Below are 17,289 nucleotides of genomic sequence, written 5' to 3' on the forward strand. Positions count from 1 at the left end.
ATGCCGAATCCTGTCACTTCGTATGCACTCTTTCTGCTCTTGGCCCTTGCGCTCGGCGGATGCATGTTTGGGCCCGACTACCGGCGCCCCGAAGTGGATGTGATGAAGACATACCGGTTCGACGACAGCACCACGAGGGATATCGCCGATACTCTGTGGTGGGAGCAATTCCGGGACCCCGTCATGAACGATCTGATCGGTATTGCACTGGCGGAGAACAAGGACATACGTGTCGCTGCTGCGCGTCTTGAGGAATTTCTGGGCCGTTACGGCGCTACGCGTTCGGAGTTGTTTCCCCAGATTGGTGCGAATGCCGAAGGAGAAAGGCTCCGCTCGACAGCACTTTTATGGCCCAATCGCTTGCCGGCTGGGTTTGATCCGTACCATAACAGCTTCCAGATATCGATTAACGCGAACTGGGAACTCGATATCTGGGGTCGCATCAGGCGACTGACGGAGGCTGCCCGCGCTCAGCTTTTCGCTTCCGAAGCGTTCCGCCGGGGAACGATATTGACCCTGGTTTCCTCCGTTGCATCGTCCTATATCAACCTGCTTATCCTTGACCGCCAGCTCGAAATTGCGAGGGTAACGGCAGCGAGCCGGGCCGAAACAGTTAGAGTATTCGAGCTGCGTTATGAAGGTGGTGTCATTTCGCTGCTTGATCTGGCGCAGATTCAATCTCAATATGAAACGGCTGTCGCCGCGATCCCGCCGCTCGAGTCCAGTATCGGTCAGACAGAAAATGCGCTCTCGGTGCTCCTTGGCCGCAATCCGGGCCCCATTCTGCGGGGGCGGCCACTCGCGCAGCTAGCGCTTCCGGCGGTGTCACCCGGACTACCCTCTGAATTGCTCGCACGGCGTCCCGATCTCCGCGAGGCCGAGGAAAACCTGATAGCAGCCAATGCGCAGATCGGGGCCGCACGCGCCCTGTACTTACCGAAAATTTCTCTGACCGGATTATTGGGCGTAGCCAGCACGCAGCTATCGAACATGTTCATCGGTCCCGCACACATGGCGGCGTTTGGGGTGCTGACCTCCGTGCCGATTTTTACCGCGGGGGGTATTGCAGGCCAGGTAAAACAGGCAGAAGCGCGGCAGCAACAAGCGCTGGTGAGTTATCAGCAGGCTATCCTCATCGCTTTCAAGGAGGTTGAAGACGCTCTTATCGCGCTGCAGAAAGCGCGCGAACAACTCCTGGCCCAGAATCGCCAGGTGGAAGCAACGCGCACTTATCTGGATATGGCACGGCTGCGCTATAACGAAGGCTACATCAGCTTTATCGAGGTGCTCGATTCTGAACGCAGCCTGTTCAGTATTGAAACCATCCAGGCCCAAACGCAGGGTAGCGTATTCACTTCGCTGGTCAATCTCTACAAGGCACTTGGCGGAGGTTGGGTGATCGAGGCCGAAGACATGACAATTTACCAAGCGCCACGGATACCAGGCAAAGACCGGGAAAGCATGGGCGGGCAATCGGATTCCAGGCCAGAAGCCGAACATTAACGAAAGAAGCAGGTGAGGTTGCCGTCAGCGGCTTCATCGCCCCATTATTGCTACTAAAGATACCGCTTCCACTCTTGCAAATTGCACTGGGCGGGGCCCTGCCTTATCTATTCGGATTCGGGGACGGTGTCCGCCATAACTTCAAACTTGCCGTTCCCAGTATCATGGGAGTCGGTAAATACCGACGCGGTCGAATACATGAACCTTGCATACCGATTACTCCTCAGTGATCTCGCGGCAGGGTTTGGTGTGGAGAATTGGCGTGACACGTCGAAAAATGCCGGATAGTCCCGGCACAAGCAAATCTAGGCTGGCCCGACTCGGCTATTTATCGTAGGTGGTCAGTTGTGCGCCCGTCGGCGCGATGATCGTGGCGAGTAGGCGCGCGGGTAGCGTCCTGCTGGGATTCTCCATGAATGAATGCACGGTTCCGGGTGGTTCACTCCAGCTTTGGCCGGCGCGATACTCTATCAACTCGCCACTGTCGAGCTGTGAACGAACGATCCCTTCAAGCACATAGACAAAAACGATACCTGCATGGCGATGGCTGGCGCTTCTGGCGTCAGGCGCCAAGTTGACGATGACTGCTGTCAACGTCTGCCCAGGATCATTCGGAAGCACTTCCGCCGTGACAGGCGTGAGAGTCACCCCATCGTATGTTTCCCCAGCCTGCGCGTCTGAAGCACCGGCCAAATAGCCAACGCTCAGGAACGTTGCGGCAAGAAATATTTTAATGACGCGCCCCAGGCCCATGATTGAATCGAACTTCATTGTCGTTCCCATCGATAACGTTCCTCATGAATGCGAATCGTGCTTTAGACTGGGCAGCGAAAATTCGCCTGTTTGACGTTGCGCTAAAGACCGCAATATAACAACTATTCGCAAAGATGTCAGAATCCCGAGGGCGAACACACCTGTAGAAATGCGTTATCAGAGGCGTCCATATCTTTCGCAAACCCGCTTCCTTCTGCTCGCCAAGCCCGGCACGCGGGGGCTATCAGCGTCAACATACAGCTACTCATCTGGCTGGATACTGGCATTTAAAGCAAAACGATTTTGTTTCGGACACGTTCGCGCCAATATATACGCGAGGCAAGCGTAATCACCCCTCATTTTTTCCTGCTAAGCTTAAGCAGGTATGTTTTATTCACATATGTGAATGAGGTCAAAGATTCGGAGGGCGATGATCTTCATCATATTTTTTTCCGGGAAAAGGGAGCTTATTACCGTTCACATCGCAATGTGGGGTTGCGAAAGGAGCATAATCTCCTTTTACCCAGCCGCAACCAGAAGCCTGATGACCTATCCAAGCAGTAGCAAATCCTCTAGTAAGGAAATAAGGCGTCGGGTTAATAAGTATGGTTCTATATTCCCTCACTAATGGTTCGAGCGCTTTTGGATCACTGCTCCGAAGTGGTGGCATTCGAGTGCGTTTCCATTTTTGAAAGGAAGGATTATTAACAGGGGTCGGTAAGCTAGCGAGATAGCTCATTCTTGCTTTGTTCCCGTTGAACTCACCGGCTTCGACCGCTTGGAACATGCTATTCCCAACATCTACATCTACAGTTGCGCCATAACGAGTGATCAAACGGGCCTTCATTCCTCTTTTTTTAGCTTCCGCAAGAACGTTTTTGCCACCGTGCCAGTCGTTAAATTCTTTTCCATCGGTATACCATTCTGAATCTTCGATCTCCTTTAGTGCTGCTTCTGGGAAACTATCAAAATCACCAAAATGAGGAAATTTTGATGTCGCGTAAGTTAGAGCGAAACTATGCGAATCATAATCTATTTTTGCCGCCCAATTAAGAGCTAGCTGCTGCTCTGGTTCCAGGTCTTCTAGCTGCTTCGGTTTGGGTTTAGCTGCTTCTAGTTTCTTTTGCCTTTGTTCTTCCCTGTAATATTCTATTAGAGCCAACTGAGCCATCTCTGGCCTATAAATCTGTGCGGCGTATTGCTGGATATCTGTCTTTCTGAAATCCCTAGTAAGCTTTTGTTGAATGGCAAGACTTTTTATCCTCTCAGCTTCCGTTGGATTTTCTCTGACAAGCTTCTCATACGGAGCCAATAAGCTTTTGGCTTCGGGGCTATTTATCAGTATGGGCAACGAAGTCGCTTCGACAGCTGCCATGGAAACCAGAAAATAAAAGGCAACTAATCCCGTACTCAAACCGATAAAAATATTCTTATTTTTTATCACGCATTCCTGCTATTGATTTGGTTTCTGATCAAGGAGCATATTTTACTACCGCGTTATTGCATCTGGAAAACAATCCGATATCTTTTTCTGACATCTGGACGATTCCAGTAAATAATCTGGTATCGCTTTCTCCACGAATCTGTACTCCAATTATTAAAGGTTTTTTCTAAAGTTGATCTCATCATATCTCTGAATTTATTTACCCCGTTCATCTCCCAATAAAGAAGGATATACCCATCGTATCCAGGAAATATGACCCTGGGTGGGTGCTGTTGCGGCAGTATTCGCAGCTGCTAGTGATCTTTATTTATCGTTGCTTGCCTTATTTTCATAAGGCCCTATCGGGATATCGAATGTCAGCGTCGCACGATGACGAAATGCTTCAAATTTATTCCCTTGAAATTCTCCTGGCTGCTTTTCCACGTAGATGACTTCCAGGACATACTGGCCGGGCCAGGGTGTTGTGATGTTGACCTTGCCGTTTTCGTCAGTCGGGTGTTCCTGCATCCAGAAATTGGGCGCGTAGACCATGACTTTGGCTTTTGCCAGCGGTGTATTCCGGAAGTAGACAGTGAATGCTTTAGGTGATCCATTCTCCGGCAGTATATCCAGCACGAGTTCCGGTTTGGCGGCCGAGCGCCCCAGCAGCGGGCTGAGGCGTGTGTAAAACATCGGTTTCACGATACCGATACCGTGCTTGGTCCAGTCCTTGACTTCATAGGCAAGTTCCTCGGCGATGATCGGCGAGTTACGATCCGAAATCACGCCAAGATCGAAGTGGGTCTCTTTTCGTGCCACTTTAATTTCGTTCCGCTTCCCGCTCGCGTCGAGCACCCAAGCCCGTGGCCCCTTTATTTCATCAAGCCTGCCGGGGCTCATCTCTCTTTCCTGTTCCTGGTATTCACCGAAATAAAGCCGTGCGTGATGCGACTTGTCCTGTTCGATCCAGATGTAATGCGCGGCTGCAGGGAATGCCAGGGCCAGCCCGGTTAGAGCGAGGGCGGCATGAACAAGCAGTTTCTTTAGCATGATGTAATTCCCTTGAAAATAATAGATAAGGTAATCCAAACAGACACTATTTAAAAATGACGATTGAAGTGATGGTAAACGATGGCATCCTAGTGGACCTATTCATTCTGCTTTGCATCTAACGCAGCGCCGCGTTATGTTAGATGCGTACACCTTCTATTACGCTGTATGCCGATTTCGTGGGCAGGATTCTGGTCAGTCTGAAGCCTGCCCGTTCAAACAAGGTGCGGTACTCGGCTTCTGTCCGTTCATGGGCATGCAGGAAGAGCACCAGCATTTCGAGATCGAGGAGCTTGCCAAGCGATGGCGCATTGCCTTCCGGAATTATCATTTCGACCACCAGCAGTTTACCGTTTCCAGTCATCGATCGATGGCAATTCTTGAGGATTGCCGCCGAACGGTCATCATCCCAATTGTGGATAATGTGCTTTATGATGTAGGCATCGCCAGCCGGTACCGATGTAAAGAAGTCACCCCCGACCGCATCGCAGCGTTCGTTCACTCCATGCCCGTCGATAACATTCTTCGCCCCCTCGACGACGGAAGGTGCATCGAAAAGTACCCCGCACATCGACGGATATTGCTGCAGGATCGAGGCAAGCAGCAAACCATGCCCGCCCCCGACATCGACCAGCCGGGTGATTCCGGTGAAGTCATAAGCATTGACGACCGCCGCGCTTGCCGCCGTACTGAGACTCGTCATCGCATCATTGAAAATCTGGGCAGGCCCTGGATGGGCGCCCAGATAATCAAAGTAGGCCTGGCCGTGTATCCTCTCGAACGCCGGTTGCCCACCCTGGGCGCCGCCGGAAAGATCACCCCATGCGCGCCAGTGCCAGTCCGCTCCCAGAAAAATCGCAAAATCACGCAGACTGTCGGGTGCATCGCCACGCAAAGGTTCAGCCAGCGGCGTCATTCGAAAACGTCCGGTATCGTCTTCCGCAAAAATACCGACGCTCGCCAGCGCACGCATGATGCGATAGAGCGGCCGTACCTGCGTTCCGGTTGCCTGCGCCAATTCGTCCGCGTTTCTTGCTTCATCCTTGAGCAAATCTGCAATGCCGAGCTTTGCCGCAACCGAAATCGCTTGTGAAGTCATGAAACCAAAGATCATTTGCACCAATTGAGCTGACTGAGGGGCATCCGGAACAGCGCTCTGAACTGTGTCTTGTGACATTGTGGTTTTCCTTTCGAATAAGGGGGGCAGGCCTTTTGAATAAGGGCGCCAGCGGGTGATGGCTGTACGGTTATCCGATATCAGCCAAAAAAACAACCGTACTCATCGCTATCAACGACATCAAGAAGAGTCGCATGCGTCTTGATAACAGCCAAATCCGCTCATCAGGATTCACGTAAATGACTTTGATCGCTCGGTTGCCGAGTCCATGTGCGAATATGGCACCGTAAATCCATTGCTGACTAACCGCGCGTATGTGTCTACAATTATCGCTAGAGTAGAGGAGCTTACATGAAATTGATGCGTGCGCGAATTCAGAATTTTCGAAGTATCGAGGATTCCGGAGAGTTCAGCCTCGATGAGCATATAACCTGCCTGGTCGGGAAGAATGAATCGGGCAAGACAACGCTGTTGACGGCACTCTATCGACTCAATCCTATCTTCAGGGATGCGGGTTTCCAGTGGCAAATAGACTACCCGCGACGCCACTTGTCGGACTATGAAGAACGTCACGGCGGCAAAGATGCGGATGTAATCACGACATGGTGGACGATCGAGCCTGCCGAAAAACAGACTATCGCAAATGCATTCGGTGCTGGAGCACTGCAGAGCGACGAAGTCGTGGTAAAAAAGGACTATGGCAACGTAATCCACTGGACAGTCAGGTTCGACGAGGCGGCCATCGTTCAACATTTTATTGATACCGGCAGTCTCCATGATGACGAAAAAGCGCATATCGGTTCAGTTCAAACAATGGCGGAACTGAAGGCAAAAACAGAATTGCTTCATGAATCGTCACCGGGTAGATGGCAATGCATTCAGAAAATTGATCTTGATTTTCCCGACACCTCGGTTTCCCAGGCTATTGTAAAGCTGCTGGACCTGCCGGGATTCATGCTGTTCTCCCAGTATCAACGGATGCAAGGTCAGGTCAGCCTTGAGCAGATTCAGCAGAGGGAATCAGGCAACACGCTTGAAGCGGCTGACCAGGTGTTCATTGCGCTCTGCAAAATGGCCTCCACAACGGTTGCACAAGTTGCCTCCATCCAGGATTTCGAAAGCATGGTTTCACGCTTCGAAAGCGCCTCCAACAAGATTTCCGCTGAAATGTTCCGTTACTGGAGCCAGAATAAATTCCTCAAGGTGATTTTCCGGCTGGACCACGCCCTGCCGGGCGACCCGCCTCCCTTCAATAGCGGCCGCATCTTCCGGACCCGTATTCTGAATGAGCTTCATGACGTGACGGTTCCATTCGATGATCGCAGCACGGGTTTTGTCTGGTTTTTCTCCTTCCTTGTGCTGTTCTCACAGATGAAGCAACGCCAGGAAAAGATCATATTGTTGCTGGACGAGCCGGGACTGAGCTTGCATGGCAAGGCGCAAGCCGACCTTCTGCGTTACTTCCGGGAGCGTCTTGCGCCCGACCATCAAGTCATCTACACGACGCATTCACCATTCATGGTGCCGTCCGACAACCTGCTCTCGGTGCGAACTGTTGAAGATATGGTCGTTTATCATGAGGATGGGCAGCCGGAAGTTCAAGGTACCAAAGTCGGCAGCGATGTGCTCAGCACCGACCCGGATACGCTGTTCCCGTTGCAGAGCGCACTGGGTTACGAGATGACCCAATCGCTGTTCGTCGGTGAACATACATTGCTGGTGACGAGACCGTCCGATCTTCTCTTTCTGCGGGCAATGTCGGAGGTGTTGCGTTCTCACAAGCGCATACCGCTCGACCCGCGCTGGACTATCTGTCCGGCCGGTGGTATCGAGAAAGTTAGCGCTTTCATGAGTTTTTTTGGCGGTAATCGGTTGCACGTTGCGGTGCTGACAGATTTTGCGTCGGATCATGAGAGGGTCGAAGACCTGCGCCGGTGGAATACTTTGCGCGATACGCATATTTTTACGATGGGCGCCTCGGCGGGCCAGCAGGAGGCGGATGTGGAAGACATGCTTGGTGCCGGGCTTTACGTGGAGATCGTGAATGCGTGTTACGGCCTCAAGGGGAGGCAGGCCCTGCCTGCCCCTCTTGCTGGTGCGGGTGCGCGCATTGTTGTGTACGCGGAAGAACATTTCCATACGCAACAAGACGTGGTCCCGGGCGTCATTCCAAAGTTCGACCGTTACGCACCCGCCGTCTATTTCACCGAGCACCAATCCGAAATCATCAAGAAATTGTTTGGCGCGGATCTAAAAGTCACACTTGCCCGGTTTGAGAAATTATTCACCGAGTTGAATGCGCTGTTACCGGAATAGGCGCAGGCCGATCGGCGGTGCCGTTCCATAAAAGGTCGACCCAATGGCTTTCCCAGGTCTGATAGCGGAGACCTCAATATAGCGCCTCCCCATTCGGATTTCAGTACTTCTGTTCAGCAGAGATGCTTATTCGGGATGATCAGGAATTTGATATGTGCCGAGCAATGCGGTTGAGTTCAAAGAAAGTAATGGAAGGGTCGTAAATCAGGCAAACCAGCGTAAAAAAGCAGCTGCGGTCAGTGCCGTTACGCCTAGCGCAATGAGCAGTTTCCAGGCGGTGCGGCGTTGTTCCACAGTCCAGTCGGCGGCTCGGCGCAGATACATCACGGCAATGCCGAAGCCGCCCGCCGCGCACATGATTTTGATCAGCAGCGCAGCGAAGGCTACTCCGTGCAAGTCGGGCAGCTTTTCATAGAAGTAATAGCTGACTGCGCTGAACCCCATGCCGCTTAATGCCTGGGCTGCCCAGCCTATTCCGACCAGCCAGGCAAACTTGCGCTGGATCGGGACGGGCTGCGCTGCCGGGTACAGCGCAAAAATCGCAACGCCTACCACGGCAGCGGCGCCAAAATTGTGCACGAGTTGCACAATGGCGTAGTCCAGGTTTTCAAACACAATCAGGTGGTCGGCTCAATGCTGACATTGATGCATTTCTGCGCACCGATCGGGGTGTGCGCCTTGTTGACCACCTTGATGCATATCTCGTGCTTGCCCGGAGAAAGCGTTCCCAGTGCGTGAGTGCCTTTTAATCCGCGTAACGTCACAGCTTCGTCGCTGTCCAGGTAAAGATGCGTATGATCACCTTTTTTCCCCAGCGACACCGCATAGTCAATATTGACATCCCCCTTCGGACTGATTTTGGCACCATCGGGAGGTGATGAAATCTCGACGGAAGCGCCGGAGGCGTCGGCAGCAAATGAAACCGGGACATAGCAGCCAAGAACCAGTGAAGCTGCCAGGACGTAAGATATGCGCATCGTTATTCTCCTTGAAATATTAAATTGAATGGCCAAAAAAGGCGGTGGAAATAATTTATTCAGCGCAAAGTCACATAAACCGGAAACTTGCAGATTCCAGGTGGACTTTACATTCTGAATTCTACCCTCGAAGCCCTTTTCCGTGAATGGAAAAACCGGCTGATCGGCTGAATGGCTTGCATAGTCTAGCTCACAATGCCGGTTTTGCAGAGCTACAGCTGAAGAAGATTTTGAATGGTGGATGAAATTATTGTGTGGTAGGTAGGAATCGACCCCATGGTGGGTATATCCATATATTGGAATTGACAGCTCGTTTGCCGAAAAAAAAAGATATCCTGCAAAAGCTTGCCTATGGATGTGCTTGAATATGGCTGTCGAGTCGACCGAATAACTTGTGATTACCGGCAGGGAACGTGAGCAAGCACTGCCGGGTCGTAACGATCAGAATAGGGGGAATTTACAGATGCGTTTTATCCATGCCGCTGATTTGCATATCGATAGCCCGTTACGCGGCTTAAGCCGTTATGAAGGCGCGCCTGTTGATCGCCTGCGCAACGCCACTCGCCGGGCGCTGGTGCAGTTGGTGGATCTGGCGCTGGATGAGCAGGTAAATTTTGTGCTGCTGGCGGGGGATCTCTACGATAGCGATTGGTCGGATTTTCATACGGGCCTATTTTTCCGCGAACAGATGGTGCGGCTGGGGCGCGCCAATATTCGTGTGTTTATTGTGCAAGGTAATCATGACGCACAGGGTGTCATCAGCCGCCAGTTGCCGCTGCCGGAAAATGTAACGATGTTTTCCAGCAAGAAATCCGAAACTGTGCAGCTCGATGAACTGGCGGTGGCCATCCATGGGCGCAGCTTTCCGGATCGCGAAGTACCTGATGATCTGGTGCCGCTTTACCCGGAGCCTGTGCATGGTCTATTCAATATCGGTGTGTTGCATACGAGCCTGACCGGCGCTGCCGGCCACGATACTTATGCCCCGACCAGTCCTGGCGTGCTCATGGCCAAGGGTTACGACTACTGGGCATTGGGTCACGTCCATGCCCGGCAGGTTGTGTCCGAGAACACCCCTCGCATCGTGTTTCCCGGAAATCTGCAAGGGCGCCATGCCAACGAAACCGGCCCCAAGGGCTGCGAGCTGGTCACCGTAAATGCCGGCAGGGTAGAAGCAAGCTTTATTGAACTTGATGTCGTGCGCTGGCATCAGGTAACCGTGCCACTCGATGGGGTGGACGATGTGGCGCAAGTGGCCGAGCAGGCGCGAAAAGTACTGGCGGCCGCCATAGCGGGTGCAACCACTCTCCTGCATGCCGTCAGGGTCAATCTGATCGGACAAACCCATCTATACGAGCTGGAAGCGAAGCAGCCGGGGACGTTGGCCGCTGCAGTACAAGCTGCGGCACAGGATATCAGCGATTGCGAAGTCTGGATCGAGCAAGTGCGCCTCGCCATCCGCTCGCCGATTGATCGTACCCAGGCCACGGAAGGGCAGGACGCGATTGCAGAGCTGATCCGCCTGGTGGATGAGCTGGCCGCGGACGACGCAATGCTGGCGGACTGGTCGAAGCAGGTGCTGGGAGACGTCCTCGTCAGGTTACCGGCAGAAGTACAGGCAGAAGTACAGGCCGATGCGGCAAGTGACGGTCTTCCCCGGCTTGATGATCCGGCCTCGCTGCGAAGCCTGCTGGCGGATGCCGAGGCAACGTTGCTGGCGCGCCTGAACGTGGAGCGTGCCGATGGACGTGGCGTCCGATGAGAATAGAGAAGCTATTTTTGTCTGCCTTTGGCCCGTTTACGGATCGTGAACTGGATTTTGCAGCGACACCCGCCAATTTTCACCTGATCTATGGCCCGAATGAGGCTGGCAAGTCGTCGGCGTTACGGGCGATGGGCGACCTGCGCTTTGGCATCCACCCGCGTAGCACGGATGATTTTATTCATGAATACAGCCGCATACTGCTCGGAGGCGTATTCGCGAATATCGCTGGTGAACGCGTTGCCTTGGCGCGCCGCAAAGGAAACAAGCAAACGCTGCTCTATGCCGATCCAGGAAACGGTAAGCCGATCGGCAGTACCGCCGTCGCTGCTGACGTTGAGCATGCGCTGACCGGAGGCCTGGATCGGAAGCAGTTTGAGGTTATGTTCGGGATCGATCATGAACGTCTGCGCGAAGGCGGCAAGCTGCTGTTGAGCGCGGATGGCGAGCTGGGTTCGGCATTATTCGAAGCGAGCGCCGGAACGCGAGGTGTAACGGCGCTATTGGCTTCGCTACAGGAGGATAGCCGCCGCTATTTTATCCCACGTTCCAAGCAGGCCACCCTCAACGAAGCCAGTCTCCAGATCGATGAATACAAGCGCGCCTTTCGTCAGGCGTTGACCAGACCGGCTGAATGGAAAGACCGCCAGCGCGCCCATGCGGATGCCAAGACAAAGCTTGCTGAACTGAGGGACCAATTGTTTAAACTGCGGTGCAGGGAAAATGAGCTGACTGAACTGAGGGCAGTTCAACCCCTGCTGAAGCAATATGATGACGCTCTGGCGGCGTTGAACGGCTTGACGGAGATTCCATTATTACCTGTCTCTGCAAGAGAAAATCGCCTCTCCGCCGAACAGTCGCTGCAAACAGCACGAAAGACTATTTCCCAGGTGGATGTCGAACTGGTGGAATATGCCGAGGAGAAGGCGCAACTCATGATCGAGCCAGCATTGTTGAAGCATGCCGACGCGATTGAGCGCCTGATCAAAGACCGGGATGCGGCGAGTTATACACATGTTGAATTACGGAAAACCCAGGCTGAGGCCGATAGCGGCCAACTCGCGCTGGCCGCGATGACAGTCAAAATTGCAGGAGATCGCGCCATTGATGATGTGTTGGCAGCCATTCCCTCTCTGGCCGACCGGGTGATGTTGAATGAGCATGTTGCTCGATGCAATGACATGGAAGTACGTTTGAGTTCGCGCCACGAGCGGGTTACGGACATTAAGAAAAAACTGCAACAGCAGCCGGAAGGCAACCGGCCAATGATGGATGCGGTTTTGAAACGAGCAATTGAAGAAGCAGTGCATACGGCACGGGCAATGGGTGATTTCACAAAGCGCCACGAAAAGCTGCAGGGCGAAATAGAGGATCACGCGCGGCGGGTGCGGCAGGGCTTGACTGACCTTGGGCTCTCTACTGTAGAACAACTGCAAGGCAGCCAGCTATTATTGGCGGCGGAAATAACTTCGGCGGAAAAGGAATTCAATAGGCTGGAAACTGAAATCAACAGTCTCCACAAGGAGGAAACGGCGCTCAAGCGCGACCTGAAAACTCAACAGCGGCGTCAACATGAACTTGCGGCGGCAGGTGAAGTGGTTACTGCGCAAACTTTGCGCGCAGCCCGGGTGCATCGCGACCAAGGTTGGGATTTGATACGCAAGGCATTTATTCAGCGTAGTGAAAATCCTGAATCGCTTGCCGCTCAATTCGATCCGGACCGTCCCTTGCCTGAAGCATTCGAGAATTCACAGAACGAGGCGGACCGCCAGGCGGATCTGTTGCGCGAAGGTGTCGAGCGAGCTACCAGAGTGGCTGAGTGCGAGGCACGTATCGCCGAAATGGAAGCACGATTAAAAGAAATTATCTTCTTGAAGCAAGCCAATGCACTGGCGCAAAACCAGGCTCAGTCGGCTTGGCTCGCCAGGCTCTCCGCCGCGAGCTTGCCTGCCCATCAGCCGGCAGCGCTGCGAGAATGGCTGAATCTGCGCGGCACCATTCTGGAGTTGATCCGGCAGCAAGCCAAGGTATCGGATGAGCAGTCCCGCCTTCTTGCTGAAGCGGAACAGGCTGCATCGACCCTTGGCATGGCGCTGTCCGCCGTGGGTGAAGCTGTCCAGGCTGATGTACATAACCTTGGCTCAATGATTGCGCGAGCTTCGGATTGGATTCAAACCATGACCAAGGTGGCTGCGGACGAGGCGGCTCGCCGGAATACGATAAAGAGCCTTGAAAACGACCTGAATGCGGCAAATCAGGATATCAAGGAGTGCGGCGATGCGCTATCCGTGTATATGGACAAACTGGCTGGCTGGCATACACGGTTGTTCCTTGCTGGAGACAGTTCGCCTGAGGCCATCAAGGCCAGGCTGGATGAGCTCGATGCCTTGCAAAAGGCGAGGGTTACGCAGGATGGCCGATTGTCGCGCATCCATGATTTCGTTGCGACCCTGGATGCCTTGTTCGACCAGGCAAAGCGACTTGCGACATTACTGGGCGAGCCTGAGCCCCCACATATAGATGATTTCGTTGATCGTTTGCAAGACAGGCTAACGAAATCCCGTTCAGCAAAAATAAAAAATGATGGACTCGACCGCCACGTCGAGGCTGCTCAACGCAAGAAACGCGATGCTGAAACGGAGCAGTCCGCGAGTGAAGCGGCGCTTCTTGCGCTGTGCCATGTCGCAGGTGAAGCGGACGTGAATAGTCTGAGCCATGTCGAGGAACAGTCGGCCAAAAAACGGCTATTACAGGAAAAGGCTGAATCGCTGATTGGGCAGTTGCGTGAAGCGTCGACCTCGGCACTTCCCGAATTACGTGAAGCCTTGTCGGGGCTGGATATCGCGGCGACAGACATCGAGCGGGAACAATGCCGGGTATCCATCAAACAACTTGAAGAGAAGGTGAATGCGGCGGCAGATGCCGAGCAAATAGCACGACGCTCACTGGATGAGATCGATACCTCCGATCGTGCTGCCGAAGCCAGAGAGCAGATGGAGTCGGCTATTGCGCGTTATTGCGCTGGAGTAAAACCATGGGCGCAGTTGAAGCTGGCCGAATCACTCCTGCGTGAGGCATTAAGGCGCTTTCGCGACAAGGCGCAAGCCCCCATGGTGACCTTGGCCTCCGAGTATTTTCGGCTGGTTACAAATGGCCGCTATCGCCGCCTGATCGTGGATGACTCGGCTGAGCAGCCTGCGTTGCAGGCCGAGCGCGACGATGGCAGGCATATTGGCGTATCGGCCATGAGCGAGGGTACCGCGGATCAGCTTTATCTCGCCCTGCGCTTGGCTGCATTGGAATTGCAACGCAACGAACAGCGGCAAATGCCGTTGATTCTTGATGATGTGCTGATTACTTCCGATGATGAGCGCGCTGCGAATATTTTCAGCGCGCTGGCACGTTTTGCCGAGGGCGGGCAGGTGATGCTGTTCACGCATCACCGTCATCTCATCGATATAGCCAGCGGGCTATTGCCGACCGATGTTTTGGCGATTCACTCACTATGATCTGAATGGAATGAATTCAGTACCGCGACGGAAAGCGAGTCATCACATTGTGACCCGAACCCCTGTTCATGCTTTAGTTCGACGGCTTGTTCGCAGGTTCTTCTTCCGACTGATCATCGTAACTCCCGGTCGGTGGGTTACCGTCATATATCAAATGCTTGCGCTGCTGCAAGTAGGCATCGCGCACAAACAAATAAGGATCCAGCGCAGCCTGGTCGCGAAGTGCCATGGGGCCGGATAGTCTCGCCCGGAGGTCGATGATGCCGAGAATGGAGAGCGGTACCGCGATGGCGTTGCCAATTGCATAAGGGCCCAGGAAGGTACCCACATAAAAGAGCATATTGGTCAATACGCTCACGGGAATGCTCGTGGCGTCACGGTAACTGCTGGGTCCGAATAAAGGAATAAAAAGATAAGTATTTGAGTCGACACCCCACACAGCCAGTGTTTGTCCAAAGTCTTCGCTATGTAGCGGCAAACCCATAGGCGAGGCCACATCAAAGAGTCCGGCTATTCCAATGGTCGAATTGATACCCAGACGCAAGGTGTCCCGGAACCCCTGCCGTACCTTGCCCTGTAAAAAATCGTTCAGGATTGTTTCCGGATATCCGAGATTGTCATAAAAATTTCCAACGGAGCGCCGCACAGGCTTGGGCACATGGTCGACATAGGCGTCCGCGACCGGCTTCAGAACGTTCCGGTCGACCATATCGGTGAAATCATAAGACTTGCGATTAATGTTCTCATGGGGGTCCATTGCGTCAAAGCTCTGGTCGTGCGGACGCACGGCCGCGCAACCGGCAAACAGAATCGTGCATATTAACAACAGGACTTTGGCTGAATAGCTATGCTTCATGGTCAGATATAACGAATAGACGGCAGTTTATCGAGATTTATATATACCGAAGCCCACTGTCGCTCGGCACCCCGCAATGCTATGGAACGCTCAGTTGGCAGTTCCAACAAGCTCATCCAAAACTATACGCTAAAGCCGGAGAACATCAAACGTTTCGCTGAAATGCACTGTTTTGGACCGTATCTTCTCGCGCTTCGAGCAACTTGATCAGTTCACTGTTTTCATCCATTTCGCCTTGATCGTCGAAGCACCTGGATTGTGTCAACAGGTCATGGATCCCAACCGGCATGGTTTACGAGGAGCAGCACATCACTTCAATCAAGCCCATCATATAATTGTTTTGCGAGAACGAAATTGATTATCAGGATCTTTCACGTGGGCTTGCTTTATCTTTACCAAGTCTTCGTAACTTTTATCGAAGTAGGTTCTGGTGGGCACCGAGCTGTCTTTGAAACTGATGAAGGCACCTGAGGTATTGGGGATATCGTAATCACGGCAAACATCCATCCAGTCAAGCGCGCGGTTTATGCGCGTGTATACGTGATTGTTCTGGCCTTCCTTCTTTTGTTCTTCAGTTTCGTTCCACCAGGTTTGATACTGTATCGTGAATAGCTTATCCTTGTAAGGAAAGGCGCTTTTTGTTTTCTGCTCCGGGGTAATCACGTGCTGATAATAGTTGCCAGTGATGGCACCCAGAGTAATATAAGTAAACAGATCCAAACCTTCGTTGCCGGGTAGTACGAGCGGGGAGGTGAGACTCTCCAGCAGCTTGTAATGTCCTTCCTCGCCAAGGCCCTGGGCATCCGCCAGACGTGAGGTGATTTTATGGGGCCCAGGCTGATCTTCATCAGGAGGAAAAGGCGTTCCTTCCAGTCCTTGCTTCAGCTGATTCATGTTGTGGGCCGAATACCGATCCCAAGAGCTCATCAAGTGCTCGCCATAGCGTTGTAAGTGCTTGTATTTACTTCCGGCCTTATCATGATCACAAATGGGGGCAAAGGTATATCCACCGGCGGATTCGAAACGCTGACGTATAAACTCCCGCAGGCTGTTTTCATCTCCCTCCCAGTAACCATACATCACACAGTTGTGACCTACGGTATGAGGATTAAAGGGAGCATCTTCGGGGACATGATGTTTAGCAGCTATCTTCAGATTGGTCCCCACCAACTGGTTGGCTGCCGGATCGGTAGAAGCAACCACCACTTCCCAAGCTTGCAATATGGTAAGGGTGGGAATGGGGGTTGAATCGCGTATAGCAAATACCTTGTTTTCGGGTATATAGCAGCGTTTGTTCCACTCGATCTGAAACTTGATCATCTCGAAAGGTAACTCGAAGGTTTTGATCACAAGTTCGGTAACAATCCCATAGCTGAAGCCACCACCACCCTTAATGGCCCAAAGCAGTTCCCTTTCGTCAAGATCTCCGTCCATGCTCAATTTACGTATGGTGCCATCACCAAGCACCAGGGTAGCGCCGATCACACTTTCGCAGCACATACCGTGCTTACGGGTCCAGGGACCCCAACCTCCGCCCATGGTATAGCCCGCTATACACACCGTGCCGCAGGTTCCATGTGGAATCATGACATCGTCGTCAGCCAGTTTCGTGGTGAGATTCTGAAATGATGTTCCCGGCTGTATATGGGTAATTCCGCGCGCAGGATCAATTTTCACCTCATTCATTTTCGAGAGATCGAGCAGAATGGTATCGGTACCGGAGCATTCCCCTTCATGGTCGTGCCCGCCCGAGCGCACGCGTAAAGTCAGGGCATGTCTACGGGTAAACCTGACCACCACACTTACCTGTTCGGTAGTAACACACAGCACAATTGCTGCCGGCATAAACTGAAACCTGCGGTTGAAGATCTGGCGCTGTTGATCGTACTCTTCCTGATTTTCTGAGCAATTACAAAGTATTGTGGGCTGGGCTACTCCATCCAAGCAGTAAGCCTCCCGGAGTTTTTCAACGATAGTATTCATATATTAATTAGTAATCATGAGTTGAGCGGGTACGGTTTTA

Annotated in this window: 12 protein-coding genes; 4 read left to right on the top strand and 8 right to left on the bottom strand. The window is 52.8% G+C overall.

What is annotated here, in order from left to right; genetic code table 11:
• Positions 1 to 1,503, top strand: coding sequence for an efflux transporter outer membrane subunit (locus F822_RS14025; protein WP_025040098.1), 1,503 nt, complete (start codon positions 1 to 3; stop codon positions 1,501 to 1,503).
• A 324-nt stretch (positions 1,504 to 1,827) separates the two neighbouring features.
• Here the strand turns inward: F822_RS14025 and F822_RS14030 are convergent, their stop codons facing one another.
• The 4 genes from F822_RS14030 to F822_RS14045 form a co-directional block, all read right to left on the bottom strand.
• The gene (locus F822_RS14030; RefSeq protein ID WP_197272835.1) at positions 1,828 to 2,274 is read right to left on the bottom strand and encodes a cupin domain-containing protein; all 447 of its coding nucleotides are present in this window, start codon (positions 2,272 to 2,274) and stop codon (positions 1,828 to 1,830) included.
• Between the two features lie 394 nt (positions 2,275 to 2,668).
• The gene (locus F822_RS14035; protein ID WP_025040096.1) at positions 2,669 to 3,700 is read right to left on the bottom strand and encodes a hypothetical protein; all 1,032 of its coding nucleotides are present in this window, start codon (positions 3,698 to 3,700) and stop codon (positions 2,669 to 2,671) included.
• A 303-nt stretch (positions 3,701 to 4,003) separates the two neighbouring features.
• On the bottom strand, positions 4,004 to 4,729 hold the full coding sequence (locus F822_RS14040; protein WP_025040095.1) for a DUF4198 domain-containing protein: 726 nt from the start codon (positions 4,727 to 4,729) through the stop codon (positions 4,004 to 4,006).
• 139 nt (positions 4,730 to 4,868) lie between these two features.
• Positions 4,869 to 5,906 carry a methyltransferase gene (locus tag F822_RS14045; protein ID WP_025040094.1) on the bottom strand — a complete coding sequence of 346 codons (1,038 nt, stop codon included), beginning with the start codon at positions 5,904 to 5,906 and terminating at the stop codon, positions 4,869 to 4,871.
• A gap of 291 nt (positions 5,907 to 6,197) precedes the next feature.
• On the opposite strand from F822_RS14045, the gene F822_RS14050 reads away from it, so the two are divergent.
• Entirely contained in the window at positions 6,198 to 8,162 is a 1,965-nt protein-coding gene (locus F822_RS14050; protein WP_025040093.1) for an ATP-dependent nuclease, read from the top strand.
• A gap of 204 nt (positions 8,163 to 8,366) precedes the next feature.
• On the opposite strand, the gene F822_RS14055 is transcribed toward F822_RS14050, so the two are convergent.
• Together F822_RS14055 and F822_RS14060 are read right to left on the bottom strand one after the other, a co-directional pair.
• Entirely contained in the window at positions 8,367 to 8,777 is a 411-nt protein-coding gene (locus F822_RS14055; RefSeq protein WP_025040092.1) for a hypothetical protein, read from the bottom strand.
• A 2-nt stretch (positions 8,778 to 8,779) separates the two neighbouring features.
• A complete protein-coding gene (locus F822_RS14060; RefSeq protein ID WP_025040091.1) occupies positions 8,780 to 9,139 on the bottom strand; it encodes a hypothetical protein in 360 nt (119 codons plus the stop codon).
• 463 nt (positions 9,140 to 9,602) lie between these two features.
• On the opposite strand from F822_RS14060, the gene F822_RS14065 reads away from it, so the two are divergent.
• Positions 9,603 to 10,901 carry a metallophosphoesterase family protein gene (locus F822_RS14065; protein WP_025040090.1) on the top strand — a complete coding sequence of 433 codons (1,299 nt, stop codon included), beginning with the start codon at positions 9,603 to 9,605 and terminating at the stop codon, positions 10,899 to 10,901.
• On the top strand, positions 10,898 to 14,410 hold the full coding sequence (locus F822_RS14070; RefSeq protein ID WP_025040089.1) for a YhaN family protein: 3,513 nt from the start codon (positions 10,898 to 10,900) through the stop codon (positions 14,408 to 14,410). Before F822_RS14065 ends, F822_RS14070 begins: the two co-directional genes overlap by 4 nt.
• Before the next feature lie 73 nt (positions 14,411 to 14,483).
• Here F822_RS14070 and F822_RS14075 read toward each other — a convergent pair whose 3' ends face one another.
• Together F822_RS14075 and F822_RS14080 are read right to left on the bottom strand one after the other, a co-directional pair.
• A complete protein-coding gene (locus F822_RS14075; protein ID WP_025040088.1) occupies positions 14,484 to 15,266 on the bottom strand; it encodes an MlaA family lipoprotein in 783 nt (260 codons plus the stop codon).
• 327 nt (positions 15,267 to 15,593) lie between these two features.
• Positions 15,594 to 17,249: an FAD-binding oxidoreductase gene (locus F822_RS14080; protein ID WP_025040087.1), complete on the bottom strand. Its 1,656-nt coding sequence runs from the start codon at positions 17,247 to 17,249 to the stop codon at positions 15,594 to 15,596.
• Positions 17,250 to 17,289: the final 40 nt, after the last annotated feature.

Origin of the sequence: Nitrosospira briensis C-128 (assembly GCF_000619905.2) — a bacterium.
Taxonomy (GTDB): Bacteria; Pseudomonadota; Gammaproteobacteria; order Burkholderiales; family Nitrosomonadaceae; genus Nitrosospira; species Nitrosospira briensis.